Here is a 25987-nt window from a genome sequence, read left to right on the forward strand (position 1 = left end):
TAAATGTTATATTAACACAAATAAATAAAAAGGTATTTAAAATGAAATCAGTTTTTCAAATAAGAGATTCAATAATTATAGATGATGTTTTATCAAGTGTTGAATATGGAACACTTGCTCTTTGTGTTGATAATACTCCTTATAGTATTCCACTTAATTTTGTTCATGATAAGGAAAGTATTTATTTTCATGGAAGTAAAAAAGGTAAAAAAATGCAAATGATATATGAAAATACAAATGCTTCTTTCAGTGTTGTTCAAAGTTATTCTATTATTCAATCATACTTTAGTTCAAATGACCTTTTAGCTTGTCCAGCAACTCATTTTTTTAAATCTATAATTATAAATGGTCAAATAGAAATAATTGATTCATATGAAGAGAAAGTAAAAGCTATGTCCTTATTAATGGAAAAACTTCAAAAAGAGGGTGGATATAAACCCTTTACTGATAAAGCCTATGAAAAAATGTTAAATGCTGTTGCTGTATATAAATTAAATAAAAAGAACTTAACTGCAAAGTTTAAATTTGGACAAAATCTATCAGATGAACGATTTGATATGGTAATTGAACATTTGAAAAAACGTAATACAAAAATAGATAATGCAACAATAGAAATGATGCTTAATCAAAGAATCTTATAGTTTTTTATTAAAACTTACTTTTTAAAAATTCAATAAAAGTTTCAAAGAGTAGGTTTTTTGATTTATCTTTGTGATAAACAATTTGAAGTTCTCTTTTAAATTCAAAGTTTTTTAACTTTATTTGAAAAAGTTGTTTTTGCTCTAACTCTTTTTTTACAGCATGTTTTGAGATCGCTGTTATGGTGTCTTTATTATCTATCAAAATAGTTTTAATCTCTTCAAAGTCTTGAAGTTCCATAAAAATACTTATGTCTTGCGCATATTTTCCAAGAGTGTTTATAAAAACTTCTCTTGTTCCTGAGCCAGTTTCTCGAAGTATCCATTTTTTATTTATTGTATCTATAAAGACTTCTTTGGGTGCATTTTTATCACTTGTTACAATTATTAGCTCATCATCACAAAGTTTTTGTTTTATTAGATTTGAGTTATTTATATCTATTTCTATTAATCCTATATCTAAATTAGAGTTTAAAATATTTTCAATAATTTTTGTGGAGTTTATAGTTGAAATATCAAATTTTACATCGCTGTATTTTGATAAAAATTCATAATAGATATCTGGCATTAAGTAGTTTGATATGGTTTTACTTGAAGCTATTTTCATATTTCCAGCAAGTTTATTTTTTTGAAATAATTTTTGACTATCTATGATTGCTAAATAGTGTGGGAGTGTTTTTTCTTTGAAAAATCTTCCTCTTTCATTTAATATTAGTTTTTTACCAACCCTATCAAATAGTTGTTCTTCTAATTTATTCTCTAAAGATTTTATAGCTAAGGATATTGCAGATTGGCTGATTTTAAGTTCAAGGGCTACTTGTGTTACTTGGGGATTATCACTTAATTTATAAAAAAAGTTTAATTCTTTTAGTGTCATACATCTATCCTTATTAATTTAATATATCATTATAATAAAAATAATATATTTTACAAATTAAAATCATAAGAATATACTGCTAAATATAAAAAACAAAAGGAAATTTAGTATGGTAGGTATAGTGATAGTTTTATTTTTCACACTTTTAGCAACATTAATATCAGATTTCTCTTTTTTTAAGAACTTAGCAATTAGTCCTTTGATTATTGGTATTTTACTTGGCATTCTTTATGCAAACAGTATTAAAAAGTACTTTCCTCAAAGTTTTGATAAAGGTATTGCTTTTTGCACAAAAACAGTTTTAAGAGCAGGAATTGTTTTATATGGATTTAGATTAACTTTCCAAAACTTAGAAGAAGTAGGGATAGCAGGAATATTAACAGCTTTTTTAATAGTTTCAAGTACTTTTATAATTGGATATTTTGTTGGAACAAAACTTTTAAAACTTGATAGAGAAATTACTATCTTAACAAGTGCCGGAAGTGCTATTTGTGGAGCTGCTGCTGTATTAGCAACCGAGAGTGTTTTAAAAAACCCAGCTTATAAAAGTGCAATTGCTGTTTCTACTGTTGTTGTTTTTGGAACTATCGCTATGTTTTTATATCCATTCTTATTTAAACTTGGGATTTTAGATTTAAGTGATGCAAATATGGGAATATACATAGGTGCAACTTTACATGAAGTGGCACATGTTGTTGGGGCTGGTCAATCTTTGGGAGAAGATGTATCTCAAAATGCAGTAATTGTAAAAATGATTAGAGTTATGATGTTGGCACCATTTTTAATAATACTAAGTATTTGGTTGCTAAAAACAGCTGCTAATAGTACAAATGAAGATGGCACAAAAAGTAAAATTGTAATTCCATGGTTTGCTGTTATGTTTATAGTAGTAGTTGGTTTTAATTCATTTGACTTATTATCACTTAAAATCGTTGAATCAATAAATTACTTAGATGGTTTTCTTTTAACAATAGCAATGACTGCATTAGGTATGCAAACAAGTTTTGATAAGTTTAAAAATGTTGGGCTAAAACCAATTTATTTAGCAAGTATATTGTTTATATGGTTGATTTTTGCAGGTTATATTGTAATTAGTTTTTTATTTTCTTAAGAAAAGAAGTATCTTTAAAAGATACCTCTTTTTAATTTATTTTACTTGAATTCCAAATTTTTCTAATAAATTTACCCAAACAACACTTTTCCCATCTTTATCAAAAATAGTTGGTGTTCCTTGTACGTTTAACTTCATTCCAATTTGAATTTGTTCTTCTAATGTTTTTTCAAGTTTTGCAAGCTCAGATTGAGTATATTTAGCATTTTTTGCTTTATCTAAATTATCTGTTCCACTAAACATTGCTTGAATTTTTTCAGAAGCTGTTTTTTGATTTAAGATATATAAAGATAAATCTTTTGCATTTTCATGTGATTCTAAAGGAAAGTAAAATACTCTAATTTTAACTTTATCTTCAATTTGGGGAAGATATTCTTCAAATTTTTTACAATATGGACATTCTGGATCTGTAAATAAGAAATACTCTTCTGTTCCTTTTCCATATACAAAAGCTTCTTTCCCTCTAACTCCTGTTAAATCAGCAGGTGCAGTAATTTTCATTCCATTACTTACATCAATCAAATCTCCAGAAAGGATAAGTTTTTTATCTTTTGTTAAATAAATTTCATCTGCATTCCCTTGTACATTGATATTTAGTATATACAAACTTCCGATATCATAAGCTTTTGTGATTTTAATTTGCGCTCTTTTTAACAATTCTAATTGTTCCATTTGAGCAATTTCATTTTTTGACACTTCTTTATTTGCAGCATTTAAAGCACTAGTAAAAAGAAGAGAACCAATTATTACTTTTTTTGTAAATTCAAACATTATAAGGATCCCTAATATTAATTTTTGCGTATTGTATCTAGTTTATATTTAGAGAGTGTGTATTATTTAGATAAATTTGATTCTATTTTTCAATTCTTTTGCGGCAAGTGCATATCCACCTTTTGAACTATCTACAAAATGTATGTGTTTGCCATGTCTTTGAAAGATTAAACAAGTCATTAACGCAGAGTTTGATTTGTGTATTCCATAAACTAAATTTTTATTTTGATACTCTTTTTCTAAGTATTTTTCTAATTCTATGCTTTGGTTTGTATTTGTTGAGATTACCATTCTTAGCATATCATCAAATTTTTCTGTATCTGTAGTTTTTAGAATTATATTTTTATATTCACCCCAATTTCCAATTGAGTATTTCATTAATATTAATCCTAAAAAATTTTCAATCATTAATCTTGAAATAGTAAAAAATTTAGAGATTATATTTTTTGAAAATATTGAAGCTTCAGTATTTAAAACTCTTGGATTAAAAGATAGATGAAGTTGATTTTTTGTTTTTAATGGATTCCTATCACTATGAATTCCTGCTATTTCTTCTATAATTTTTATGCAATTTGTATAAACTATATTATCATTTTCTTGATTGATACTTTTTATTAGAATAGAAATGGTTTCATCTTTTGGGGTTTTAATATCTTCCCAACGACACTCTAATCCTTCAAAATTTGCAGTATAATCATTTTTAAAACTATCTTCAATTTTATATTTTTCATATTCATTTTTTAATAATTCTTCTGCCAACTCTAAACCATTTCCTCTCACAATTGCTTGAATGTTTGAATCTACTTTTAACTTTGTAAGTTCTATAAAAGAGCCTTTTTCTTCGATAGTTTTTACACTAATTGCGGCAACTCTTAATTCTAAATCAAAAGCTTCTTTTGCTCTTTTTGAAGTTTCAAGTAAAACTTTCTTTGATTTTTCAAGTAAAGAAGGAGGTATAAGTAAACTAGCACCATCTCCACCAAAAATATATGGAAATTCTTCATCTCTATTGATGTTTAGTATTCCAATTATTGTAAGAGCTGCTATAAAATTTACTTGTTTGTACATTCCTTGCTCGATTGATTTTGTAGAATCTTTGATATCTGAAACTAAAATATACCAATCGTTAGGAATCTTTGAGTAATTACTATTTTCCATGATTTTTGAGAAGTCTGTTATTTCTTTTAAGTTCTTGTAAAAATCATTTGAACTCATTTTTTATCCTATTATTTTAAATAAAACTGCTGTAGTGAAAAAAGAAATAATTATACCATAACCAACAATCGAAGTACTTAATCTTGGAGCTAATCCTGTCATTGAAGCAATTACTCCAGCAGTTATCATAGATGCCATTCCTGCTTCCATAATAGATACAATAGCAGCTTGATTGTTCCAATTAAACAACTTACAAATTAAAATAGCAATGGTAGGAGCCATTATAAGTTTTATCACTAATGCTACACTAAAGGGTTTTATCTCATCTTTTGGAAGTCTAAATTGTAATTGTAAACCAACAGCTACAAGAGCTAGAGGAACTATAGTATTAGCAAAATTACTTAAAACTTTTGTAATAGTATCATTAAATTCAACACCCATTAAAAATAGTGCAACTATCAAAGATATAAATGGTGGAAAGGTTAATATTTTAAAAATAATAATTTTAAAACCAGTTTTACTTTTATTAGAATAGTAAGAAGCAATAAAAGTTCCATAAGTAGCAACTGCAATTGAATTACCTAACTGATCATAAACAAGGACATAAGGAAGGGAACTCTCTCCCATAAATGCATTTATGATAGGAATACCTAAAAAAGATGAATTACTTAAAGTAGCAACAAGCATAAGAGAACCTGTAACTTCTTTTGAAAATGAAAAGAATTTTGATAAAAATAAAACCAAAATAGCACTTATAATTATAACACTCCAAGATATTACAATAGGAATAATTGTATCAACTGAGAAGGTGAGTTTTGGGATTTGTAGTAATACCATTGCAGGAAGTGAAATATATATTACAAATTGGTTTAAAATAATAGGTGCTTCTTTTGAAAAGATATTTAATCTATTTATTCCGTAACCAATTGTTATTGCTAATAATATTAATACAAAATTATCCATGACTTACTTTTTATAGTTTAATTGCTAATTAATTTTTTAAGCAAGTTTCAGCTTCACAAGTGTTTTTACCTGAGATTTTTCCAAACTCTTCAACATAATTAATTCCCCATTTAAACATTTCTTGAAGAACTGGTTTTAATCTTTTTCCACAAGGAGTTAAACTATAAACAACTTTTGGAGGAACTTCTGCAAAAACTTCTCTGTGAATAATATTTTTTTCTTCTAATTCTTTTAATTTTACAGTTAATGTTTTTTGAGTTATTTCATTTATTGTTTCATGTAAATCTTTAAATCTTAATTCAGTATCTAATAAATGCCAAATAATTGCTAATTTCCATCTATCATTAAAAATATCAAGGGTTACTGCAACTGAGCATTTGTATTCTTTGTCGTTTATATAATACATATTTTTCCTTTTTGATTAAGGAATTATAGCATAAGTAAAATAAATATTTATTACTTACCTAAAATAAAGTAAGGTAAGATTAAGTTCATTAGGTTTATAATTTTCAAAATATTTTAAAGGCTTGCAAAATGTCACATTTATTTCAAAGTAAAAATATTGGAAAAGTTTCTTTAAAAAATAGTATCATCATGGCACCTATGTGTATGTACAAAAGTGATAATAGCGGAAAAATAAATACTTTTCATAAGTATCATTATGCATCAAAAGCTTTAGGTGGAGTTGGACTTATAATTGTAGAAGCAACTGCAATTGAACCAAGAGGACGAATTTCATCAAATGATTTAGGCCTTTGGAATGATGATCAAATAATGGCTCATAAAGAGTTAAATAAAGATTGTCACTTTTTTGGTACTAAAATGGGAATACAATTAGCCCATGCAGGACGAAAATGTACAGTAAAAGATTTAACTCCTATTGCTCCAAGTGCTATTGCATTTAGTGATGAGAAATCATTTAAAAAGCCTTTAGAAATGACTTTAGAAGATATACAAAATACAAAGAAATTATTTTTAGATATGGCTGTTAGAGCACAAAAAGCTAATTATGATGTTGTTGAATTACATGCAGCTCATGGTTATTTACTTTGTGAATTTTTATCGCCTCTTACAAATAAAAGAGATGATATTTATGGTGGAAGTATAGAAAATAGATGTAGATTAGTTCTTGAAATTGCAAAAGAATTAAAAGAAAAAGTTGACTTACCATTGATTGTAAGAATTAGTGCTAGTGAGTGGATGAAAGAAGGGTGGAATAATCAAGATTCAATTTATTTAAGTAAAAAGCTTGAAGAACTAGGAGTTGATGCTATTCATGTTTCATCAGGTGGTAATCAAGCTAATCCTGATAAAGCTTTAGAATTAAAACCTTTATATCAAAGTGATTTTGCAAAAGAGATAAAAGAAGCTATAAGTATTCCAGTTATTGCGGTTGGATTAATAACAACAGCTAAGCAAGGGGAGTTTTTACTAGAAAATTCTTACTGTGATTTTGTAGCTTATGGAAGAGAATTTTTAAGAAATCCAAACCTAGTTTTTCAATTAGCAAAAGATTTAGATGAAAAAAAAGAAATAAACGCTTCTTACCAAAGAGCATTTTAGTAAAAAATAAAGGATAAATTATATGAAAAAAGTTTTAATATTAAATGGTCACCAATATTATGATGTTGTAGCAAAGGGTGAGTTAACAAACCACTATATAGATTGTGCAAATAGATTTTTTGAAGAAAATGGTTTTGAAGTAAAAAATACCCATATTGAAAAAGGTTATACTATTCAAGAAGAAGTAGAAAAGTTCAAATGGGCTGATTATATTTTATTTCAATATCCAGTTTATTGGATGAGCCTTCCTTGGATTGCAAAAAAATATATAGATGAAACATTTACTCAAGGTGTTCATTACGAAAGTGATGGAAGAAGCAGAAGTGATGCTTCAAAACTATATGGAAGTGGTGGTTTAATGCAAGATAAAAAGTATATGTTATCTTTAACTTACAATTGCCCAGCATCTGCTTTTAGTAATAAAAATAGTTTATTTGATGGATTATCTTTAGATGAAGCCCATGTTGCTGTTCATAAAACATTCCAGTTTTGTGGATTAAAACCTTTAGAAACTTATGCTGTTCATGATATATTTAAAGGTGATTTAGATTTAAATTTAGAATTAGAAAATTTCAAAAGTGTACTAGCAAAGAATTTTTTATAAAGTATAAGGAAAATGATGAATCCAACTATTAAACAATTAAGTTCAAGAAAATCTATTAGACAATTTACAGGTGAAAGCGTAAGTAATGACGATCTTGAACTTATTTTTAAAACAGCACAAAGATGTCCAACATCAATAAATGGACAACAAATTTCACTTGTTTACACAAGAAATAAAGAGACAATAAAACAAATCGCACAACTTTGTGGTGGACAAGAACAAGTAGCAACAGCAGATGTTTTTATAACTATCGTTGTAGATTTTAATAGAACAATTTTTGCAGTTGAGCAAGCGGGTGAAAAACATCTTATTGACCAATCAGCAGAAGGTGTATTAGTGGGTGCTGTTGATGCTGGAATCATGCTAAATGCAATTCAAGTAAGTGCAGAAGCACTTGGATATGGTACAACTGCAATTGGTGCTGTTAGAAATAATCCTAAAGCTATGATTAAATTATTAGGTTTACCTGCTAAAACATTTCCAATAGTTGGAACTACAATTGGTATTGCTACAAAAGAGGCTAAAGAAGCTCCTTTGAAACCTAGAATCCCAATGGAAAGCTTTGCTTTTGAAAATACTTATAATGATAAAAAAGTAAAAGATGGCGTATTACAATATGAAAAAGAGATGAAGAAATATAGAGAAGATCATAATATGAACTATCTTCAGTCTTATTGCCAACAAACAGCACATTATTATAAAAATATATATTTTAGAAAAATTGCAGAAAATTATAAAAACCAAGGTTTTGAGTTTAAAGATTAAAATTAAAAAGGATGTAAAATGAGTAAAATAGTAATTGTAGCAAAATTAAAAATCAAAGAACAATTTAAAGATGAAGTTTATGCTGAATTGTTAGTACTTCATAAAAGTACTCATGAATTTGATGAGGGTTGTATTCAATATGAATTACATAAAGACTTAGAAGATGTAAATAGTTTCACATTTATTGAGACTTGGGAAAATGCAGAACTTTTAGAAGCTCATATGGCAACAGCTCATTTTGCTTCATTTGTTAAAACAATTGAAAACAAACTTGATGCTTTAGAAATTTCAAAATTAGAAAAATTAATTTAATAAAAGGATAAGAATATGGAAAAAACATTTATGGAAGCTATGGATTTTAGACATGCGTGTAAAGTATTTGATGAAACAAAAAAAATAACTGATGAAGATATGAAGTTCATACTTGAAGTTGGAAGAAAATCACCATCATCGTTTGGTATGGAGCCTTGGAAGTTTTTAGTTATTACAAATGAAGAGTTAAAAGCAAAAATTAGACCTGTTTGTTGGAATCAAGTTCAAGTTACTTCATGTTCTCATTTAGTAATTATCCTAGCTGCTATTGATGCTGTTAAACCATCATCTGGAGTTGTTGAAAGAAAATTCAAAAGAAGAGAAATGCCTCAAGAAAAACTTGATATGTATTTAGGTTTATATGCAGATCATTTAAAACAAACTTTATCAAGTGATGAAAATATCTATTCATGGACAGCAAAACAATCATATATTGCTTTAGGAAATATGATGACAGCAGCTGCTATTAAAGGTATTGATTCATGTCCTATTGAAGGTTTTGAAAAAGATAAATTAGATGAAATCTTAGGATTAAATTTAGCAAAATACCAAACTGCAGTTGTAGTGCCATTTGGTTATAGAATAAATGAACAATCATCTCAATTAAGAGAAAAATTTGAAGATATAGTTGAGTTTATTAGATAGTTAAAATAGCTATAATTTAAAAATAATTATTTAATTGTATGGCATAAAATAAAAAATATTTTTATCATTTGTTAAGAGAATAGAAGGTAAATTAAAATAAACTGACTTAAAGGGGAAATAATATGGAAAATTTATTAATGAATGTTTTAGATTTTAGTCATGCATGCGAGATATTTGACAATACAAAAAAAATTCCTGATGAAGATATAAATTTTATACTTAAAGCTGGAAAAAAATCCACTTCTTCATTTGGAATGAAACCTTGGAAATTTTTAGTTATTACAAATGAAGAATTAAAAGCAAAAATAAGTCCACTTTGTTCTGAAGAGGTTCAAATTAGTACTTGTTCTCATTTAGTTATTTTTCTAGCAGAAATTGAAAATTCAGATTCTGAATCAAAATCTTCTAAAAAAGGTTTTTCAGCAGAAAAATTAGAATTTTATACAGGAATTTATCCTAATCATCCAGAAGATAGCTGCCTAAGCAATGAAAATATGTATTCATGGCCAGCGAGACAAACATATCTAGCTTCAGGACATATGATGACAGCAGCTGCTATAAAAGGTATTGATTCTTGTTCTATTGAATCTTATGAAAAAGAAAATATTGAACAGATTTTAGGACTTGATACTTCAAAATTTCAAATAGCTTGTATACTTCCTTTCGGATATAGATTAAATGAACAATCATGTCTAAGAAAAGAAAGTTTAGATAATACTACGGAGTTTATAAAATAATATTTTCTTTTAAAATACTTCTAAATAATTTAGGAGTATTTTAAACTTCCTAATAATTCAGAGCTTAAAAGTGCTGCTTCCATATTTGAATGATTAAAATAATCTCCACAAATACCTAAATTTTTTTCATCATTTAAAAAGTAGGGCATATCTAAAGAAGTTTTTGCGAAGGCATATTTCCACAGATGTGGAATAATTGTAAATCTTTCAAATAATTCTTTTGTTTCATCATCAAAATTACTTAAAAAAATCTCGCAAATTTCCTCTTTTGTTTTCTCATTTACACAGTTTGCGAACTCTTTTGTAGAGTGAATTACGTATGAGCTGAAATCTTTATATAGATATTTTCTTGAGTTATTTATAATATTTTGTATATCTGGATTTTCATATAACATATTTTTATCTAGTTTTATATCCTCTTTTGAGTGTAAAATTAAAGAAAAAATAGAGTCATATTTTATATTTGACAATTTTTCTTTAAAATTATTTGGAAGTTCTATTTGCATTTGTAGTATTTGAGGTGCTGGAATGGTGATAAATAGTAAATCAAAATCTTTATAAATATTATGATTCTCATCTTCTAAAATCCATTTATTGTTTTCAAGTTGCGCTTTTGTTATTTTGCAGTTTTTGATTAAATCTTTTTCATTTATTAGAAATTTGCAAATCTGATTAATTCCATTTTTTGGAATAAATTCATCATATTTAGCTTTTACAACTCCATTACTTGATAAATCTAAACAGAACATTTTTAAATCATCTGTTATTGGAATCAAAGATGATGTTCCATGATCTATGAACTTATCTTCAATATACTTCGTACTAAGTCTTCCTCCAACTCCCCTTGATTTTTCAAAAATAGTAATATCTTCATATTTTTCTTTTAAATTATTATATAAATTACAGCCAGAAAAACCAGCTCCAATAATTGCTATTTTCATAAAAATTCCTTTATTTATAAATAAGTCTAATGATTGCTACAATAAAAAGAGCTAAAGCCATCTGCTTTAGTTCTTTATCATATAAAATCATAAATATTGATGTAAAGATTAGTCCGAATGATAAAATAATTGGTCTAACAAAATCTTTAATCTCTTTTGAAATAAATTCAAGCTGATTATTTGATACTTCGATTTGAAGCTCACCTTTACTTGCTTGTTTTATCACAGATTTTAAATCTTTTAGAGTAAATGGAATATCTTTTATTTCATCAACAATTGTTTCAATGATACTATCTTTAGCTCCTAAAGCCTTTGGAAGATTATCTTGTAATATTGGTAAAATATCTTTTATACCATTGAAGTTTTCAATATAAGTTGTTCCTAAACCTTCAATTATGGCACTAACTCTTAAAATATATATGGCATCACTTGGAAGTTTAAAAGGCATATTTCTAGTACCTTCTAATACATCAAAGGCAAGTTGTTGCATAGATTCACTACTTAGATTGTCATTTGAAAAAATATCAAACATCTTACTTGTAAACTCAGCTAATTCACTTGTAGGTGCCTCATAAGCAATAGTACCTAATCTTTTACTAGCACTTATATAAAGCTCGTAATCTTTCTCATTTGCAGCTTTAATAAGCTCAATAATTGCAATTCTAGAGCTATTTGGAACGGTTTTTACCATTCCAAAATCTAATAAGATTATCTCGCCTTCTTTAGTAATTAGTAAGTTTCCAGGATGTGGATCTGCGTGAAAATATCCATTTATCAACATTTGTGTTGTATAAAACCCAACAAGTGTTCCAATGATTTTTTTAAAATCAATATTCTCTTTTAGAATATTTTCTTTATCATCAAATCTATATCCCTCTTCAAAACTCATAACTAAAGCATCATCACAACACAAAGTAGGATAAGGAACAGGAAATCTTACTCCACTATCTTTGTATGTTTGAGAAAATTTTGTAAGATTTTGTAACTCTTGGTTTAGACTTACTTCTTGTAAAATCATCGAAGAAAACTCTTTTATCACAGCTTCTATTGAGTTTTTTGTATAGTGCGAAAATAGGGGATTAAATAAAAAATTGAAAAAGTTTATGATTTTTATATCAGCACTAACTCTTTTTTTAATACCTTTTCTTCGCAATTTCACAGCTACTTTTGTATCATCGTGTAAAATTCCCACATGAACTTGACCGATTGATGCACATGCAATTGCAGTTTTATCAAAGCTTTTGAATAAATTTTTGTTAAAAGCAATATTAAAAATCTCTTCAAACTCATCTTTATTCATAGGAGGAAGCTGATCGTGAAGCTGTTTTAATTCATCTAAGTAATCAGCTGAGAAAAAGTCAGCACGAGTAGCTAAAACTTGTGCAAGTTTTATAAAACTAGCTCCTAAAGTGATGATAGTATCTTTTAATTTTTTTGGTTTTAATGGTTTAATTCCAAAGAAACTTTCTTTTCTTTTGATAACCAAATAAATTGTCAATAAAAATAAAAAGACTTTATATACCCTTGAAAATGAGTATAAAGATAGATTTTTAAATAAATTATTTATTTTAAATCCTCTTTTAATTTTGCTAAATCTTCTTTAGTTGCAAGTCCTAACTCATCAATAATCTCTTTTATTGTTGATTTTAATTCAGCTTTGAACTTCTCATCACTCTCTTTACCTTTTTGCTCCAGCGACTCTAAAAAACTTTTTACATCTTTTGTATCAAGTTTTCCTTTTTCTTCGAGTTTTTTTAACTCATCTTCAATTTTATCTTTTAAAACTAAAGCCCCACCAAGTCCTGTAAAAATAAGTTCTTTTAACATGTTATTTCCTTCTTTTTATTTATTAATTTATTATATGCTGTTTTTTTATAGTTTTGTATGCTCTTTATGTCTTTTAATTACCATGGCCCTTGAAATCTAATAACTTTATGTAAAACTTTCTTTTTGTGTTTTGTAGTTCTTCCTTGAACTCTTTTTCTCCACATTTTAAAACTGCTTTTTTTCATCAAAGTTCGCATCTTTTTTTTCACTTGATTTTCAGTTAATCCATAAAGTTCAAAGATAGTATCAAAGGTAGTTCTATCTTGCCAAGCCATTTCGATTAGACGATTTAAATCCTCTTCTTGTAGCTGGCTTAAATCTTGTTTTTCTTTATTTTGTTTTTTTGTAAAATCTAATTTTACGCTATCTTTTTTTTCGTAATACATTATTATTCCTGCATTGTCCAAATTAATTTAGATATATCAAATCCTAAGCTTGGAAGTTTTTCCAAGATATCATTTTGAATTTTTAGTGGAAGTTTATTATCTCTTGCTAAAATCCATAAGTACTCACGACTTGGAGTTCCAACAACTGCATATTCATAATTTTCATCTAAGATTAAAACCCAATAATCCCCATAAAATGGTCTAAAAAAACTAACTTTTAGTTTGCTATTTGATTCATCAACTGCATAGGCTCTTCCCATTGCTTCTTTTTTTTCATTTGTTTGAATTTTTGTACACTTATTTATTACTTTTATAGTTTCTTCATCCATCATAGAATAGTTTGCACTAACATTTTTGCAATCTTTTTCAAAGAAATGTTCATATCTTGCTATTTCATACCAAGTCCCAAGATACTTGTTTAAATCAACTTTTTGCACAGTTGGAAGTGGTTCATATTTTGATGAACAAGCTGTAAATAAAAACATGATACAAATCAAAATAAAATTTTTAGATATTTTTTTCATTATAATTCCTCTTTTTTTTATTATATAAATAAATAAATCTTTTTGGTATGGCTTTAGTGTTATTTCATTAAAAAAATTCAGTCATATAAGTTCTATAAATCAAAGGGACAAGTTGAGTTTGAAGTTTTGGATTTATTCTTTCTTTTATGGTAACTCCTGTAAAAAAGCTTTTCCATAGTTTTTGAAATTTATCTTCATTTTGCGATTTGTTTGGTTCTTCAAAAAATGCTACTTCTTGTAAGCTATAGTTATCGTCTATTTTTATAAAAGCTAGTTTTCTATTTATATCGTGGATTATAAAATTTTGGTTATTAAATCTTTTTAAAAAGTGTTTAGCCAAAAAATATACCACATTAAATTTGCACTCAAGTTTTGCGTATAAACTCCCATCTTCTAACTCTTCAAATCTAATAAAAGCATACATTTTATGCACATTTTTAAATAACTCTTTTTCAAGACTGTTTAGATAAAAAACGCAAGAATTATTGATATTGTTTAGTTGTTTTGCATCTTTGAAACCTAATACTATATACTCTAAAAGTGCCATTTCAAAATCTTTTGAATCACACATAAAAATATTTAGTATTTTTTCAAGTATGTTTTTTGGGAATTTTGTGTTAATGGCTTTTAAAACTTTTTTATAGTTTTCTTCATCTGTTTTTATATCTTTTATTTCATCAAATATTATCTCATTTGGAAGGGTTTTATATATATTTGTAGGTTTTAATTTTTTATAATAAACCTCATAAATCAAAGATAAAAAGCCCTCAAAAGTACTATCGTAGAGTAATATCATAATTCACCTGTAATTGAACTTGTATCAAATAATGAAGGTTGTATTAGCTTTTTTGGTTCTGGTTTTATTAAAGCTAATCTTAGATTTTCCCTATAAAAAGGCACTTGTCTTTGGAACTCTTTATTACAAGTGATAAAATACATGGCTTTTTTTATTGAAATTTTTAGCTTCTTTAAATCATTAAAAGTTAATCTTTTAAATTTTCTTGCATTTATTATTTTCATTACACCTCTTGCTCCAATTCCTGGAATTCTTAGCAGCTCTTCCTTTGAAGCTGTATTTATTTCCATTGGGAAGTATTTAAGATTATTTAAAGCCCAAAAAGCTTTTGGGTCTAAATCTTCGTCTAAATTTGGAAATTCATCAGTTACTATTTCATCCCAAGAAAAATCATAGAATCTTAGTAACCAATCAGCTTGATACAGTCTATGCTCCCTTAAAAGTGGCGGTTTTGTGATGATTGAAGGCAGATTCTTATTGTCATTTACAGGAATATAAGCACTGTAATAAACCCTTTTTAACAAAGCCTTATCATAAAGTGCAGAGCTTAGTTTTAAAATATCTCTATCAGTTTCAGGGGTTGCACCAATGATTAGCTGTGTACTCATTCCTATTGGTTTTTGCTCTTTTGCTAGACTTAAATCCCTTGCAAATTTTAATGGTTGAAGTACTTTTTCTTTTGTTTTATTTGGAGCTAAAAGTTTTAGTGATTTATCACTTGGAAGCTCTATATTAGAACTTACTCTATTTGCTAGTTTTACTATTTGCTCAACTAACTCCATACTACTTCCTGGGATTAGTTTTACATGAATATAACCATTAAATTTATACTCATATCGTAAAATCTTCAAAGCTTTTAACATCAAAGTCATTGTATGATCTTCTGTTTTTACAATTCCTGAGCTTAAAAAAAGGCCTTCAATATAGTTTCTTTTATAAAAATTTATAGTAATGTCTGCTAGTTCTCTTGGACTAAAAACAGCCCTTGGAATGTCATTTGAAACACGATTTATACAATATGCACAATCATAAATGCAAATATTTGTAAGTAAAACTTTTAGAAGTGAAACACATCTTCCATCGGGTGTAAATGTATGACAAATTCCACTTGTATGAGTAGCTCCTATTTCACCTTTTTTAAAAGTGCTTTCAACTCCACTTGAGGAGCAAGATACATCATATTTTGCACTATTAGCAAGGATTTCCATTTTTTCATAAATATCTGTTTTCATATTTGTATTTTAATAAAAATAAAACCTTTCTTTTAAAAATATATCAATTTGCAATAAAAAGATTTTTTATAAATTCATCTGCTATTTTTAGATGATTTTCTAGTTTTTCTTTTTGTATTTTATTTAGTAGATTTATTTGCATTGCCATTCTTGGATTTTTTTCAAATTTAGGTGAATATTTAAATAAGAATCTCCAATATAAAGCATCAACAATCTCGGACCAAGATTCACTTCTTTTATAATCACTCATTTTTAAAATATAATTAGAACTTGCAATATATGGCTTAGTAGTAATACTTCCACCATCACTAAAACCACTCATTCCATATACATTTCCAATCATTACCCAATCATAAGCATCAATATAATATTTCATAAAAAACTCATAAACACTATTTGGTTTTATTTCAAGGAGTAAAAATAGATTCCCTAAAATCATAAGTCTTTCTATATGATGATTATAAGCACTATTATTTAGCTTTTTTATACAATCATCCAAAGGAGCAATACCACTTTTGGCTTTTAGTATTTTAGATGGGATTTCATTTTTAAATTCAAAAAAGTTAGAGTTTCTAATCTTTACACCATCATCTTGATAAATCTTTAGCATAAACTCCCTCCATCCGATAATCTGTCTTATAAAGCCTTCTTTTGCATTATAAGGGGCATTTGCGTTTATGATTTTTTCTATTAAATCCTTTAAATCAATAAGTCCTATATTCAAAGAACTTGAAATATTCGAGTGAAATAAAAAGTATTGTTTTGACTCTTTTGTAATAGCATCTTGATAATCACCAAAGTTTTCAAACTTCTCTTTTATAAAACTATCAAGTTGTATTTGTGCTTCATCAAAACTAGTTGGGTAATAAAAATCCTCATTTAAAATTCCTACAGTTTTAAACTTCTTACAATACTCTTTTGCCTCATTTATATATTTGTTATCAAAACTAAAAGTAGGGGGAATTTTAATCTCTTTTGGAAGTTTTTTTCTGTTTTCACTATCAAAGCTATATTTCCCATGAAGTGGCTTGCCGTTTTCCATAAAAATATTTTCTTCAACTCTTCTATTTTTGTAAAAGTTATGCATAAATTTATTTGAGTCATTTGGGTTTATAAAGTTTGGATTTTTTATTGTTGTGATATTTGAAAAGTTTTTATAAACTTTTTTTTCTAAATAATTATCAAAAAGTTCATATATAAATATCTCTTGATTTTTATATCTTTCAAGATAAGATTCATCTTCAAAATACTCAACTAAAATGTTGTTTTGTTTTAAATAACTTTCATAAAACTTCATACTAGCTCTATGAAGAATTAACTTTTGAATATGAAATTCATATTGAGTAAAAAACAGTGGCTCTTCAATTAAAAGTACTTTTTTGTCTTTTAGATTTGCAAGATTTTTAAATAATTGGTTTGGGTAAAGTATAAATATTTTCATAAAATTAGTTTATGATTTTTATTAGTTGTTTTGTAGGAATTATTTGTATTCTTAAAACTATTTATAATTTTTGAATATAAGTGAAAAAGATAATTTATCTTTTTCGCCTTTATTTTTCTTGTGCTACTAACTCTTTATAAATCGGTATATGTTCGTTGATTTCTTCTGTAGTAGCTTTTCTTCTACATGATAGAAAACCTTTTTTACCATCTGATGTAATTGTTGGAAACACTGTTGCAAAAACCCAATAATAGTTCCCTGATTTTGTGGCATTTTTAACATAACCACTCCATACTTGATCTTTTTTTACAGTATCCCAAAGGTCTTTAAATGCAGCTTTTGGCATATCTTTATGCCGAACTATGTTATGAGGTTTTCCTATTAATTCATCAACACTATATTCTGCTAGTTTACAAAAATCATCATTAGCAAAAATTATAATACCTTTTTCATCAGTTTCACTTACTAAAAAAGCAAAATCATCTAAAATTATTTCTTTTTCCATTATCTTATCCTACTTTACTTTTTTGCTTTTTGCATCATTTACTAAAACTTGTGCCATTAAGAGTGTTTCATCAGCAAATTTAGCTACACTGTTTGCTTCATTCGCATTTTCTTGAGTTACTTTATCTAGTATTGATACTGCATGATTTATTTGTTCTATTCCTGATAACTGTTCATTTGATGCAATACTTACATCTTGAATAATATTTATAGTTTGGGAAATAAGTTGATTTAAGTTGTTATATCCATCACTCATTTCATCTGAAATCTTTTTGCCTTCACTTGTTTTAAATGAAGCATTTTCAACTAGTTTTTTGATTTCATGTGCAGCTTGTGTACTTCTTGTTGCTAAATTTCTAACTTCTCCTGCAACAACTGCAAATCCACGTCCAGCTTCTCCTGCTGTTGCAGATTCAACAGCTGCATTTAGTGATAAAATATTTGTTTGAAATGCTATTTGATCAATTACTGTTATTGCTTCATTTATTGCTTTTACTTTTTGATTTATTTCATCCATAGCCAAAGCTGTTTGTTTAGCTAACTGTTCCCCTGAAATAACGGATTCTTTTACCATCTTACTTAAATCAGCCATTTTTATAGCATTTTGATTATTATTTTTTGTTATTGATGTAATTTCTTCTAAAGCAGCAGCAGTTTCTTCAAGTGAAGCTGCTTGTTCATTTGCCCTTACCGATAAATTTTCAACAGATTTATGCATTGATGTAGAATTGCTTTCTAATTGAGTTCCATTTTTTAAATTAAGTTTGGCATTATCATTTAACTCTTTACCTAATTTATTTATCTGTTCCATGGTTATTAGCATTTTCCCTTTTAGTATAGGGTTTATATTCATTTGATCTCGATAATCTTGATGGGTATATTTATCCATGATAGTAACTAGTTCTTCCATATTTTGGTTGGTAGTTTCTAGCATTTCATTAACAATTCTTTTTAGGGTACTTATCATAAAATTTTCAGAATCAGCATGTATTTTTGATGTATAGATTCCTTGAGAAACTTTATTTAATGCAATTACAACTTCACCCAAAACATGCATATCTTTTTTTCTCATTAAATCAAATTTATCAACATATAAATTTAATTCTTTTAAAATAAATCCAATATCATCATCTTTTATATATTGAGCTTTTTTTATTCTGTTTGTTTTATAAAAAGCAAAATCCATAAGTTCATCTATGTATCTTTTAAGTCTTTCTATACCACCTACGATTCTATTCATTGAATACACAGTTAAATAAGTAATAATTATTGCAAAAACAACATTTACAGTAATTATAGCAGTGACTGTATGATCACTTAATATCGCAACTATGCTTATAATTGCAAATCCCAATTGAGTTAGTACTAAATTTAGTAATAACCTTTTTTTTGTAGTTAAATTTAAGAGCATTTTAAAATTACCTTTTTCTGAACAGTTATTCACTATTATAATATAAAAATAATAAAAATGTTTCAAAAAAATACATAAAAAACATATATTTTAAAGTTTAAAACACTCTATAAAGCAGCTTATAAATTAATTTCCTAAATAAGCCTAATAATTTCAGCACTAGGTTTTGCAAAATAATAACCTTGCGCATAATCAACACCTATTTCTTTTACTTTCTCTAGCTCATATGGAGTCTCAACTCCTTCTGCTAGTATTTTTATTCCATTATCGAAACAAATTCCTTTTAGGGCTTTATATATCGATTGTTTCATTGAATCTTTATCTATGTTTTCGATGATATTTCTATCAACTTTTATAATGTCAGGTTTTATGTCAATAATCATATTTAAAGATGAATATCCTTCTCCCACATCATCAAGAGCAATTAAAAAACCTTCTTTTCTATAATAATTTAATATAGTTTTTAAATGTTCTTTATCTTTTACATTTTGAGTTTCTACAACTTCAAAAACTATATTTTTGGGATCAAATTCTAGTTGTTTTGCCCATTTTACAGTTGAAGCTAAACAAAATTCAGGATCATAAATAGATGTTGGAATAAAGTTTATAAATACCTTTGCATCTATTTTTTTAACAGCTGTTGTTTTAAGTGCAGTTTCTCGACACATTCTATCAAGTGTAAAATTCATATCATTTCTTGCAGATTTTGTAAATAAAACATCTGGATACATTAAATCACCATTTGGTAAAACCCCACGTGTTAGAGTTTTATAGGCAAATATTTTATTTGTTTGCATATCTATTATTGGTTGGAAGTAGGCTGTTAAACTATGGTTTTCAATGATATCAAAGAAATTCCTATCTTCAATAAAATGCAGATATCTATTTAGAGCCTTTGTAGATAATATGCTACTAAGAGTTAATTTATTATCTTCATTTTCAATAAATATTTTTATTTCATCTTTTTCTAAATCATGAAAATTTGTATTTAAATAATCAAAATTTTCTTCAAAAAATTCCCTTGGATTATCCACTTCAATAGATATGATATTTTCAACTTTTTTGCTTTTAAATCCAAGGTTTTTAAAAATTCTCGATGATTTAATTATTAACTCATTTATTTGAGTAATAAAATGAATTTCACTTTTTTTCTCACTTATATAAAATATATCTCTACATTTGCATGGCATTTTTAATCCTTAATGATTGTAATTACGAGTTCTCCAACAACAAAGCCAAATTTTTTCATTTTTGAATGATTTATTATAACACCATCTTCTTGTAAATGTAGCCAATCTTGAACCGCTATATCCAATGTTGAATCATTATAAGGAATTCTCATAATATAATCTAACATTACTGTATTTCCATTTGCAATCATTGGACTTTCACCAATTATATCATTTGCAGTTGCTATGAATTTTTTATCTGCTGTTGGTTTTAGAGTCCAAACTCTTTTCATCTCTTCACCATCGTTATAAACAAAATATTCATCAAGTGTTCCAATTCCATTTTTGTCCCAAGAGCCAATCATTTCTCCTTTAAATGTTCTTGTGATTTTTCCACTTCTATCTTTTACTAAACCATAAGCTCTTAATTTACCATTGAAATATTCTTGTGGAATAAATTCTGGATTTGTGTTATTAAAGTCTTCTATTTTCATGCCTGTACATCCTGTTAGTAGTATTGTTGTGAAAAATATGATAATTAAGTTTTTCATGCTATTAATCCTTTGTTTAAATCAATATTTTGATCTTTTGTAAACACTAATTGATGTAAATTTATATTTCTAGTAATAAATGCAGCTTCACAATAGTTTAGGTACATTTTCCACATTCTTATGAAATAATTATCAAATCCCAATTTTTTTACATCTTCTAATTTATTTTGGAAGTTTTCATGCCAAATATTAAGAGTTTTTGCATAATCTTCTGTAAACTCTTCAAGATGATTTAGATTTAATCTTGTATGTTTACTTGTGACTTCAAGTATTTTTGAAATACTAGGAAGGTGACCACCTGGAAAAACATATTTTTGAATAAAATCCGTTCCTTTTGAATAATCTTTATATCTTTGATCAGGCATTGTAATAACTTGTAAAACTAAAAGTCCATTTGGTTTAAGAAGCTCTTGGCATTTTTTAAAAAAGATATGAAAGTATTCTTTCCCCACGGCTTCAAACATCTCAATGGCAATAATTGCATCAAATGTTCCATTTAAATCCCTATAATCTTTTAGTAAAATATCTATTTTATCTTCAACACTATGCTCTTTGAATCTATCTTCACAAAGTTTTTTTTGCTCATTACTTAAGGTAACCGTTGTTACTTTACATTTTTTATCATTTGCTAGATGTAAAGCCATAGCTCCCCAGCCTGAACCTATCTCTAAAACATTTGAGTTTTCTCTAAGATTTAACTTACTTGATAATTTTTCTAATTTGTTTTTTTGAGCTGTATATAAGTCTTCATATTTATGATTAAAAACAGCACTTGAATACATCATTGTTTCATCAAGCATTAGTTTATAAAAATCATTAGATAAATCATAATGAGCAGATATGTTTTTTCTTGAATTTGTTTTTGAGTTTTTTCTCATAGTGTGTTTAATTTTATTGAAAATTGGCATTATATTTATAAATTTATTGTTTTTCTCATTTTCACTTGTAGTTCCTAAATATTTTGCATTTAAAAGAGCAAGTTCAATTAATTTTGTTAAATCAGATGTTTCAAAATCTTCATCTATATAACTCTCTGCAAAACCAATATCCCCATATAGCGCAACTCTATAAAAGAATTTACTGTTTTTTATTGTGATTGTTATTTTTTTATCTTCTTTTTTTTCGCCATATAATTTTTTATTTCCATCTGTATAGATAACTTCTAATGTTCCAACTTTTATTTTTGAAAAAAAGTTATCTCCAAATTTATTCCATAATCTTTGCATTTTAGTATCTCCTTTCTTTGTCTTGATCTCTTGGGGTATAAATTTTTAATCCTTTTATAAATAGTTTAACAGCCTGAAAATAAGTTCTTGTAACTACTAAAAAAGTACTAAACATATATTTGAAAAATATATTTAAACTACTTTTTTTATTAAAATCTTTTGCTTTTGAATTAAAAATAGCTGTTAATTTGTACTCATTATCTTCAAATAAATCTATTTTGAAAAATAGTTTATTTTCATCATATTTTAGTTGGAATTCATAAACTCCATCACTTTTAAAAAATGGAGAAACATACATGTCTTTTTTTACTTTTCCCGTATATGAATTTCCTTTTTTTTCTAAAAGGATTGGATAAACTACTCTTCCTTTATTGTAGTTGTGCACTTCTGCTAATAAATGAGTTGCTTGGTTGTTATTGTCAAAAACAATCAGTACACTAATTGGATTAAAAACAAAATTTAAAACTCTAGGAAGAGTGAAAAACCTCATATTATTAGTTTTTTTGATATTAAATTTTTCTAGTAACTCATCTACATTTTGTAAGAAATCATTAGATTTTCCAAAATGATCTTTTGCTTTAAAGCTTAAAAGATTTAATTTATTTATTGAAAATAAAATATTTTTTAAGCCTTCAAAATAATTTAAATTGATATCTAATAAATAAAAGTTATATTTAAATTCATGCACTTTTGGATGAAATCTTTTGTGGTAAATTGTTCCTTCATAAAATTTGTGATTTGTTAGATTTTTCATAATTGACAACCTAATGTTTTTCCTATTTCATTTGCAGATAATAGTCCATCTTCATGGAATCCATATCTCCAATAAGCCCCAGCATAAAAAGTGTTGTTATATCCACTAATTTCATTTTTTCTTTTTTGCATATTTATAGCTTCAAGATTAAATTGTGGATGATCGTAGGATATTCTTTCAATTACATGTTCTATATGTTGTATTTCATTTAATGATACAAAATAATCTTTTTTTGTTTTTAAATTTTGTAAAGTATTTATCCAGTAAGTTAAAGTAACTAAATCACTTTTTATATATGAATTTGTATAATTCCATGCTGCATACATTTTTTTATTTGGATATAAAATATTATTATCATTGTGTAAAATAGCGCTGTTTTCTTTGTATTTAAATGCGCTTAATATTTCAATCTCTTTTGATGTTGCATCATCTAATATTTTTAATGCATCAGGTGCATGCATAGCTAATACTACTTTATCATAAAAACTTTTTTCACCATTTTTATGTATCAAATAAACACCATTTTCAACTCTTCTTATTTTTATCACATCTGAGTTTAGAAATATTTTTCCAGAAATTTTCTCTTTTATTTTATTTACATAATTTATACTTCCATTGCTAATAGTTAGCCATTGATGATGAGAATCGATACCCAAAAGTCCATGGTTTTTAAAAAAAGTAAGAAAAGTACGAGCAGGAAAATCATTCATTTCATCACTTGGTGTTGACCAAATAGCAGCACCCATTGGAAGAAGATATCTCTCTTTAAAAGCTTTTGAATAAGAACTTATATATTCACCCAGTGACTTATCTAAAGTTCTGTTATTATAAAGTAGGTCACTATTTGCTCTTTCATTAAAATCTAAAATATCTTTTATCATTTTATAATGACTAAGAGAAAACAGATTTCTTTTTTGAGCAAACATTCCTTTTACAGAAGAGCCATTATAAGCTATGTTTTTAATCTTATCCCAAAAAGCAAAACTCATATCTGAGTTCTCAATTTTTACATCAAGTTGTTTAAATAATTTTGTCAAAAGTGGATATGTAGGCTCATTAAAAACTAAAAAACCAGTATCTACTCCAAAAGTTTTATTTTCATCATTAATAATAGTAGTTCTAGCATGACCTCCTAAACGATTCTCTTTTTCATATAAATCTACTTCATATTTTTGACTTAAAATATAAGCGCTTCCAAGACCGCTAATTCCAGCTCCTAATACTGCTATTTTCATTTATATCTTCCTTTTGGATCAAGTTTTGTAAATACTAATTTTGAAATATCCATCTTTTTTTCCAAGTCTTTTAAAATCATTGTTAATTCAGATTGGTCAATAGATGGAACTCTACTCATAATCCAAAGATTAGAGTAATCATCATTTGCTATGATGGCTGTTTCATAATTGTTTAAATATATTATTTTATAAGATGATGTAAATAGGTAAAAATAGGTCATATCTAGGTTTATATTATTTTTAAGTTGACTTATTTTTGCATCTCCATTGTATTGGATTAATTTACCATCAAGTTCATTTTCAAAGCATCTATTAAATACATCATACGAATCATCTTCTAAGATATATTCAACACTTGAAGCAACACAATTTTCTTGAAAAGAGTTGTAAGTCCTAGCTATCTCATACCATAAGCCTGAAAACTTTTTCTTATCAAATGAATTTACATCAAAGGAAGTGCTTGCAAATAGTGATGAAAAAATAATTAGTATTAATAAAATTGATTTCACAAGTACTCCTTCTTTGTATAGTGTAATTTATTATAAAAAAAGGGATGCTTGTAGTTGATTTATGTTAGTTTATATTTTGATAGAAAAATAATTGATATTAATTTTAGAAAAATAGGCACTATTGAGTATAAAACTATAATTACAATAATTGAGTTTTCGTTTATATTTTGTGTATCAAAAGAGGTAAATTCTAAAGCTATAAATGAAATAGCAACAGCTAAAGCCAATGAAAATTTTGTAATCATTGCCCAAAAACCAAATAAAATACCTGAAATATCGTTATTTATTTTTTTACTTTCTTGTGCTACATCAGCTTGGATAGAAGAGGGTAGTGCCATATCAGCACCTAAACTCATACCTGTTATTATACAAATAATGACAAAGTATAAAAAATCATTTTGTTGTAAAAAAGGCACAAAAAAGAAAGCTACACATGCTGTAATCATAGATAAAATCCATGTGGTTTTTTTTGATATTTTTATGGATAATTTAATCCATAATGGGAAAGTTAAAATTGCACTTAAAAAATAAATAATTAAAAAAAGGCCAGTCTTTTCTTCTAACTCTAATACAAATTTTACAAAAAACAAAAATAGGGTGGCAGGTAGTGCGTTTGCTAGATTATTTATTAGAAAAGCCAAAAATAGTTTTTTATGTTGAGGAAAACTTTCAAAGAAGAAATTTATTGATTTTAAAAATTCATTATTTGAAACTTTTGAAATATTATTTTTTGTGTTTTCAAAATGTTTTAATTTGAAGTAAAATATTATTGAAAAAATAGGAAAAATTATCATACAGGTATATAGTAATAACTCTAAGCTTTTTTTAGAATCATCTGCAACTAAAAAGATATAAGGAAATAATAAAGATATTAAAACACCAAGAACTATAAAAACTTCCCTTGAAAATGCTAATTTTGTATTATTTACTGAATTGTTGCTAATTTGTGAGTTTAAAGTAAGATAAGGAATCATTACAAAACTATAGGAAATATAAGTTATAAAGGAAAAGAAAAATAACCATAAAGAGTTGAAATAAATAGGTTTAATTAAAAAATATAAACCAAATAAAATAAAAAATGAAGAAACTAATATGATATTGAATTTATTGTGTTTATCAGTAAAATTGCCAATAAAAGGATCTAATATCATATCTAATAATCTAGCAATTAATAAAATAACTCCAACTGCACCAACACTTAAATTTACATATTCAACATAAAAAGTAGGCAGATAAATATATAAAGGGAATCCCAAAAAAGCAATAGGAATTCCTAATATTCCATAGGTAAGAATTTCATTGCTTTTTGGGTTATTATTATTCATTTAAATCTAATTTGT

The 25987-nt window shown here is 26.5% G+C and carries 30 protein-coding genes; 8 read left to right on the forward strand and 22 right to left on the reverse strand.

Annotation, left to right across the window (positions count from 1 at the left end; genetic code table 11):
* Positions 1–41: 41 nt before the first annotated feature.
* The gene (locus ABVS04_RS08130) at positions 42–641 is read left to right on the forward strand and encodes a pyridoxamine 5'-phosphate oxidase family protein (RefSeq protein ID WP_368030192.1); all 600 of its coding nucleotides are present in this window, start codon (positions 42–44) and stop codon (positions 639–641) included.
* Positions 642–648: 7 nt separating this feature from the next.
* Here the strand turns inward: ABVS04_RS08130 and ABVS04_RS08135 are convergent, their stop codons facing one another.
* The gene (locus tag ABVS04_RS08135) at positions 649–1515 is read right to left on the reverse strand and encodes a LysR substrate-binding domain-containing protein (RefSeq protein WP_368030193.1); all 867 of its coding nucleotides are present in this window, start codon (positions 1513–1515) and stop codon (positions 649–651) included.
* Positions 1516–1624: 109 nt separating this feature from the next.
* On the opposite strand from ABVS04_RS08135, the gene ABVS04_RS08140 reads away from it, so the two are divergent.
* Complete coding sequence (locus ABVS04_RS08140; RefSeq protein ID WP_368030194.1) at positions 1625–2626, forward strand: YeiH family protein; 1002 nt, start codon at positions 1625–1627, stop codon at positions 2624–2626.
* Between the two features lie 36 nt (positions 2627–2662).
* On the opposite strand, the gene ABVS04_RS08145 is transcribed toward ABVS04_RS08140, so the two are convergent.
* From ABVS04_RS08145 to ABVS04_RS08160, 4 genes are all read right to left on the reverse strand, one after another.
* Positions 2663–3397 (reverse strand): DsbC family protein, encoded by a 735-nt coding sequence (locus tag ABVS04_RS08145; RefSeq protein ID WP_368030195.1) that lies wholly within the window; start codon positions 3395–3397, stop codon positions 2663–2665.
* Between the two features lie 66 nt (positions 3398–3463).
* Positions 3464–4612 carry a DUF3095 domain-containing protein gene (locus ABVS04_RS08150; protein ID WP_368030196.1) on the reverse strand — a complete coding sequence of 383 codons (1149 nt, stop codon included), beginning with the start codon at positions 4610–4612 and terminating at the stop codon, positions 3464–3466.
* 3 nt (positions 4613–4615) lie between these two features.
* On the reverse strand, positions 4616–5515 hold the full coding sequence (locus ABVS04_RS08155) for an AEC family transporter (protein WP_368030197.1): 900 nt from the start codon (positions 5513–5515) through the stop codon (positions 4616–4618).
* Between the two features lie 28 nt (positions 5516–5543).
* A complete protein-coding gene (locus ABVS04_RS08160; protein ID WP_368030198.1) occupies positions 5544–5921 on the reverse strand; it encodes a winged helix-turn-helix transcriptional regulator in 378 nt (125 codons plus the stop codon).
* A 128-nt stretch (positions 5922–6049) separates the two neighbouring features.
* Between ABVS04_RS08160 and ABVS04_RS08165 the strand changes: the two genes are divergently transcribed.
* The 6 genes from ABVS04_RS08165 (at position 6050) to ABVS04_RS08190 (ending at position 10141) form a co-directional block, all read left to right on the forward strand.
* Positions 6050–7078, forward strand: coding sequence for an NADH:flavin oxidoreductase/NADH oxidase (locus ABVS04_RS08165; protein ID WP_368030199.1), 1029 nt, complete (start codon positions 6050–6052; stop codon positions 7076–7078).
* A 22-nt stretch (positions 7079–7100) separates the two neighbouring features.
* Positions 7101–7682, forward strand: a complete 582-nt coding sequence (locus ABVS04_RS08170; RefSeq protein WP_368030200.1) for an NAD(P)H-dependent oxidoreductase — start codon at positions 7101–7103, stop codon at positions 7680–7682.
* Positions 7683–7697: 15 nt separating this feature from the next.
* On the forward strand, positions 7698–8447 hold the full coding sequence (locus ABVS04_RS08175; RefSeq protein WP_368030201.1) for a nitroreductase family protein: 750 nt from the start codon (positions 7698–7700) through the stop codon (positions 8445–8447).
* Between the two features lie 18 nt (positions 8448–8465).
* Positions 8466–8759 (forward strand): putative quinol monooxygenase, encoded by a 294-nt coding sequence (locus ABVS04_RS08180; RefSeq protein ID WP_368030202.1) that lies wholly within the window; start codon positions 8466–8468, stop codon positions 8757–8759.
* Between the two features lie 15 nt (positions 8760–8774).
* Complete coding sequence (locus tag ABVS04_RS08185; RefSeq protein ID WP_368030203.1) at positions 8775–9404, forward strand: NAD(P)H-dependent oxidoreductase; 630 nt, start codon at positions 8775–8777, stop codon at positions 9402–9404.
* Between the two features lie 122 nt (positions 9405–9526).
* A complete protein-coding gene (locus tag ABVS04_RS08190) occupies positions 9527–10141 on the forward strand; it encodes an NAD(P)H-dependent oxidoreductase (RefSeq protein WP_368030204.1) in 615 nt (204 codons plus the stop codon).
* A gap of 29 nt (positions 10142–10170) precedes the next feature.
* Here the strand turns inward: ABVS04_RS08190 and ABVS04_RS08195 are convergent, their stop codons facing one another.
* The 17 genes from ABVS04_RS08195 to ABVS04_RS08275 all read right to left on the reverse strand — a co-directional run bounded on the left by ABVS04_RS08195 (position 10171) and on the right by ABVS04_RS08275 (position 25972).
* The gene (locus ABVS04_RS08195) at positions 10171–11082 is read right to left on the reverse strand and encodes an NAD(P)-binding protein (protein WP_368030205.1); all 912 of its coding nucleotides are present in this window, start codon (positions 11080–11082) and stop codon (positions 10171–10173) included.
* Between the two features lie 10 nt (positions 11083–11092).
* Positions 11093–12580: an ABC1 kinase family protein gene (locus tag ABVS04_RS08200; protein WP_368030206.1), complete on the reverse strand. Its 1488-nt coding sequence runs from the start codon at positions 12578–12580 to the stop codon at positions 11093–11095.
* A 65-nt stretch (positions 12581–12645) separates the two neighbouring features.
* On the reverse strand, positions 12646–12909 hold the full coding sequence (locus tag ABVS04_RS08205; protein ID WP_368030207.1) for a hypothetical protein: 264 nt from the start codon (positions 12907–12909) through the stop codon (positions 12646–12648).
* A 77-nt stretch (positions 12910–12986) separates the two neighbouring features.
* Positions 12987–13295, reverse strand: coding sequence for a TIGR03643 family protein (locus ABVS04_RS08210; protein WP_368030209.1), 309 nt, complete (start codon positions 13293–13295; stop codon positions 12987–12989).
* Positions 13296–13297: 2 nt separating this feature from the next.
* Positions 13298–13819, reverse strand: coding sequence for a lipocalin family protein (locus ABVS04_RS08215; RefSeq protein ID WP_368030210.1), 522 nt, complete (start codon positions 13817–13819; stop codon positions 13298–13300).
* Between the two features lie 67 nt (positions 13820–13886).
* Positions 13887–14615 (reverse strand): TIGR03915 family putative DNA repair protein, encoded by a 729-nt coding sequence (locus ABVS04_RS08220; RefSeq protein ID WP_368030211.1) that lies wholly within the window; start codon positions 14613–14615, stop codon positions 13887–13889.
* The gene (locus tag ABVS04_RS08225; RefSeq protein ID WP_368030212.1) at positions 14612–15847 is read right to left on the reverse strand and encodes a putative DNA modification/repair radical SAM protein; all 1236 of its coding nucleotides are present in this window, start codon (positions 15845–15847) and stop codon (positions 14612–14614) included. Before ABVS04_RS08225 ends, ABVS04_RS08220 begins: the two co-directional genes overlap by 4 nt.
* 43 nt (positions 15848–15890) lie before the next feature.
* The gene (locus ABVS04_RS08230) at positions 15891–17288 is read right to left on the reverse strand and encodes a cryptochrome/photolyase family protein (RefSeq protein ID WP_368030213.1); all 1398 of its coding nucleotides are present in this window, start codon (positions 17286–17288) and stop codon (positions 15891–15893) included.
* A gap of 109 nt (positions 17289–17397) precedes the next feature.
* On the reverse strand, positions 17398–17793 hold the full coding sequence (locus ABVS04_RS08235; RefSeq protein WP_368030214.1) for a PAS domain-containing protein: 396 nt from the start codon (positions 17791–17793) through the stop codon (positions 17398–17400).
* Positions 17794–17802: 9 nt separating this feature from the next.
* Positions 17803–19203 carry a methyl-accepting chemotaxis protein gene (locus ABVS04_RS08240; protein ID WP_368030215.1) on the reverse strand — a complete coding sequence of 467 codons (1401 nt, stop codon included), beginning with the start codon at positions 19201–19203 and terminating at the stop codon, positions 17803–17805.
* Positions 19204–19337: 134 nt separating this feature from the next.
* On the reverse strand, positions 19338–20393 hold the full coding sequence (locus ABVS04_RS08245; RefSeq protein WP_368030216.1) for an EAL domain-containing protein: 1056 nt from the start codon (positions 20391–20393) through the stop codon (positions 19338–19340).
* A gap of 2 nt (positions 20394–20395) precedes the next feature.
* Positions 20396–20923, reverse strand: coding sequence for a DUF3833 domain-containing protein (locus ABVS04_RS08250; RefSeq protein WP_368030217.1), 528 nt, complete (start codon positions 20921–20923; stop codon positions 20396–20398).
* Positions 20920–22149 carry a class I SAM-dependent methyltransferase gene (locus ABVS04_RS08255; RefSeq protein WP_368030218.1) on the reverse strand — a complete coding sequence of 410 codons (1230 nt, stop codon included), beginning with the start codon at positions 22147–22149 and terminating at the stop codon, positions 20920–20922. Before ABVS04_RS08255 ends, ABVS04_RS08250 begins: the two co-directional genes overlap by 4 nt.
* A gap of 1 nt (position 22150) precedes the next feature.
* The gene (locus tag ABVS04_RS08260; protein WP_368030219.1) at positions 22151–22903 is read right to left on the reverse strand and encodes a DUF1365 domain-containing protein; all 753 of its coding nucleotides are present in this window, start codon (positions 22901–22903) and stop codon (positions 22151–22153) included.
* On the reverse strand, positions 22900–24138 hold the full coding sequence (locus tag ABVS04_RS08265) for an NAD(P)/FAD-dependent oxidoreductase (RefSeq protein ID WP_368030220.1): 1239 nt from the start codon (positions 24136–24138) through the stop codon (positions 22900–22902). The genes ABVS04_RS08260 and ABVS04_RS08265 overlap by 4 nt, the downstream gene beginning before the upstream one ends.
* Positions 24135–24647 carry a lipocalin family protein gene (locus ABVS04_RS08270; protein ID WP_368030221.1) on the reverse strand — a complete coding sequence of 171 codons (513 nt, stop codon included), beginning with the start codon at positions 24645–24647 and terminating at the stop codon, positions 24135–24137. Before ABVS04_RS08270 ends, ABVS04_RS08265 begins: the two co-directional genes overlap by 4 nt.
* A gap of 59 nt (positions 24648–24706) precedes the next feature.
* Positions 24707–25972 carry an MFS transporter gene (locus ABVS04_RS08275; RefSeq protein ID WP_368030222.1) on the reverse strand — a complete coding sequence of 422 codons (1266 nt, stop codon included), beginning with the start codon at positions 25970–25972 and terminating at the stop codon, positions 24707–24709.
* Positions 25973–25987 lie beyond the last annotated feature (15 nt).

The organism is Arcobacter sp. s6, assembly GCF_040884245.1.
In the GTDB taxonomy this organism is placed as follows: Bacteria; Campylobacterota; Campylobacteria; order Campylobacterales; family Arcobacteraceae; genus Aliarcobacter.

Bases quoted from the DNA above. Each gene is read 5' to 3' on its own strand.
- ABVS04_RS08210 (WP_368030209.1), bottom strand. From the start codon at position 13,295: ATGTATTACGAAAAAAAAGATAGCGTAAAATTAGATTTTACAAAAAAA.
- ABVS04_RS08205 (WP_368030207.1), bottom strand. From the start codon at position 12,909: ATGTTAAAAGAACTTATTTTTACAGGACTTGGTGGGGCTTTAGTTTTA.
- ABVS04_RS08275 (WP_368030222.1), bottom strand. From the start codon at position 25,972: ATGAATAATAATAACCCAAAAAGCAATGAAATTCTTACCTATGGAATA.
- ABVS04_RS08175 (WP_368030201.1), top strand. From the start codon at position 7,698: ATGAATCCAACTATTAAACAATTAAGTTCAAGAAAATCTATTAGACAA.
- ABVS04_RS08185 (WP_368030203.1), top strand. From the start codon at position 8,775: ATGGAAAAAACATTTATGGAAGCTATGGATTTTAGACATGCGTGTAAA.
- ABVS04_RS08160 (WP_368030198.1), bottom strand. From the start codon at position 5,921: ATGTATTATATAAACGACAAAGAATACAAATGCTCAGTTGCAGTAACC.
- ABVS04_RS08265 (WP_368030220.1), bottom strand. From the start codon at position 24,138: ATGAAAATAGCAGTATTAGGAGCTGGAATTAGCGGTCTTGGAAGCGCT.
- ABVS04_RS08135 (WP_368030193.1), bottom strand. From the start codon at position 1,515: ATGACACTAAAAGAATTAAACTTTTTTTATAAATTAAGTGATAATCCC.
- ABVS04_RS08140 (WP_368030194.1), top strand. From the start codon at position 1,625: ATGGTAGGTATAGTGATAGTTTTATTTTTCACACTTTTAGCAACATTA.
- ABVS04_RS08250 (WP_368030217.1), bottom strand. From the start codon at position 20,923: ATGAAAAACTTAATTATCATATTTTTCACAACAATACTACTAACAGGA.
- ABVS04_RS08170 (WP_368030200.1), top strand. From the start codon at position 7,101: ATGAAAAAAGTTTTAATATTAAATGGTCACCAATATTATGATGTTGTA.
- ABVS04_RS08180 (WP_368030202.1), top strand. From the start codon at position 8,466: ATGAGTAAAATAGTAATTGTAGCAAAATTAAAAATCAAAGAACAATTT.
- ABVS04_RS08195 (WP_368030205.1), bottom strand. From the start codon at position 11,082: ATGAAAATAGCAATTATTGGAGCTGGTTTTTCTGGCTGTAATTTATAT.
- ABVS04_RS08240 (WP_368030215.1), bottom strand. From the start codon at position 19,203: ATGCTCTTAAATTTAACTACAAAAAAAAGGTTATTACTAAATTTAGTA.
- ABVS04_RS08150 (WP_368030196.1), bottom strand. From the start codon at position 4,612: ATGAGTTCAAATGATTTTTACAAGAACTTAAAAGAAATAACAGACTTC.
- ABVS04_RS08145 (WP_368030195.1), bottom strand. From the start codon at position 3,397: ATGTTTGAATTTACAAAAAAAGTAATAATTGGTTCTCTTCTTTTTACT.
- ABVS04_RS08220 (WP_368030211.1), bottom strand. From the start codon at position 14,615: ATGATATTACTCTACGATAGTACTTTTGAGGGCTTTTTATCTTTGATT.
- ABVS04_RS08255 (WP_368030218.1), bottom strand. From the start codon at position 22,149: ATGCAAAGATTATGGAATAAATTTGGAGATAACTTTTTTTCAAAAATA.
- ABVS04_RS08260 (WP_368030219.1), bottom strand. From the start codon at position 22,903: ATGAAAAATCTAACAAATCACAAATTTTATGAAGGAACAATTTACCAC.
- ABVS04_RS08155 (WP_368030197.1), bottom strand. From the start codon at position 5,515: ATGGATAATTTTGTATTAATATTATTAGCAATAACAATTGGTTACGGA.
- ABVS04_RS08245 (WP_368030216.1), bottom strand. From the start codon at position 20,393: ATGCCATGCAAATGTAGAGATATATTTTATATAAGTGAGAAAAAAAGT.
- ABVS04_RS08165 (WP_368030199.1), top strand. From the start codon at position 6,050: ATGTCACATTTATTTCAAAGTAAAAATATTGGAAAAGTTTCTTTAAAA.
- ABVS04_RS08190 (WP_368030204.1), top strand. From the start codon at position 9,527: ATGGAAAATTTATTAATGAATGTTTTAGATTTTAGTCATGCATGCGAG.
- ABVS04_RS08235 (WP_368030214.1), bottom strand. From the start codon at position 17,793: ATGGAAAAAGAAATAATTTTAGATGATTTTGCTTTTTTAGTAAGTGAA.
- ABVS04_RS08230 (WP_368030213.1), bottom strand. From the start codon at position 17,288: ATGAAAATATTTATACTTTACCCAAACCAATTATTTAAAAATCTTGCA.
- ABVS04_RS08225 (WP_368030212.1), bottom strand. From the start codon at position 15,847: ATGAAAACAGATATTTATGAAAAAATGGAAATCCTTGCTAATAGTGCA.
- ABVS04_RS08130 (WP_368030192.1), top strand. From the start codon at position 42: ATGAAATCAGTTTTTCAAATAAGAGATTCAATAATTATAGATGATGTT.
- ABVS04_RS08215 (WP_368030210.1), bottom strand. From the start codon at position 13,819: ATGAAAAAAATATCTAAAAATTTTATTTTGATTTGTATCATGTTTTTA.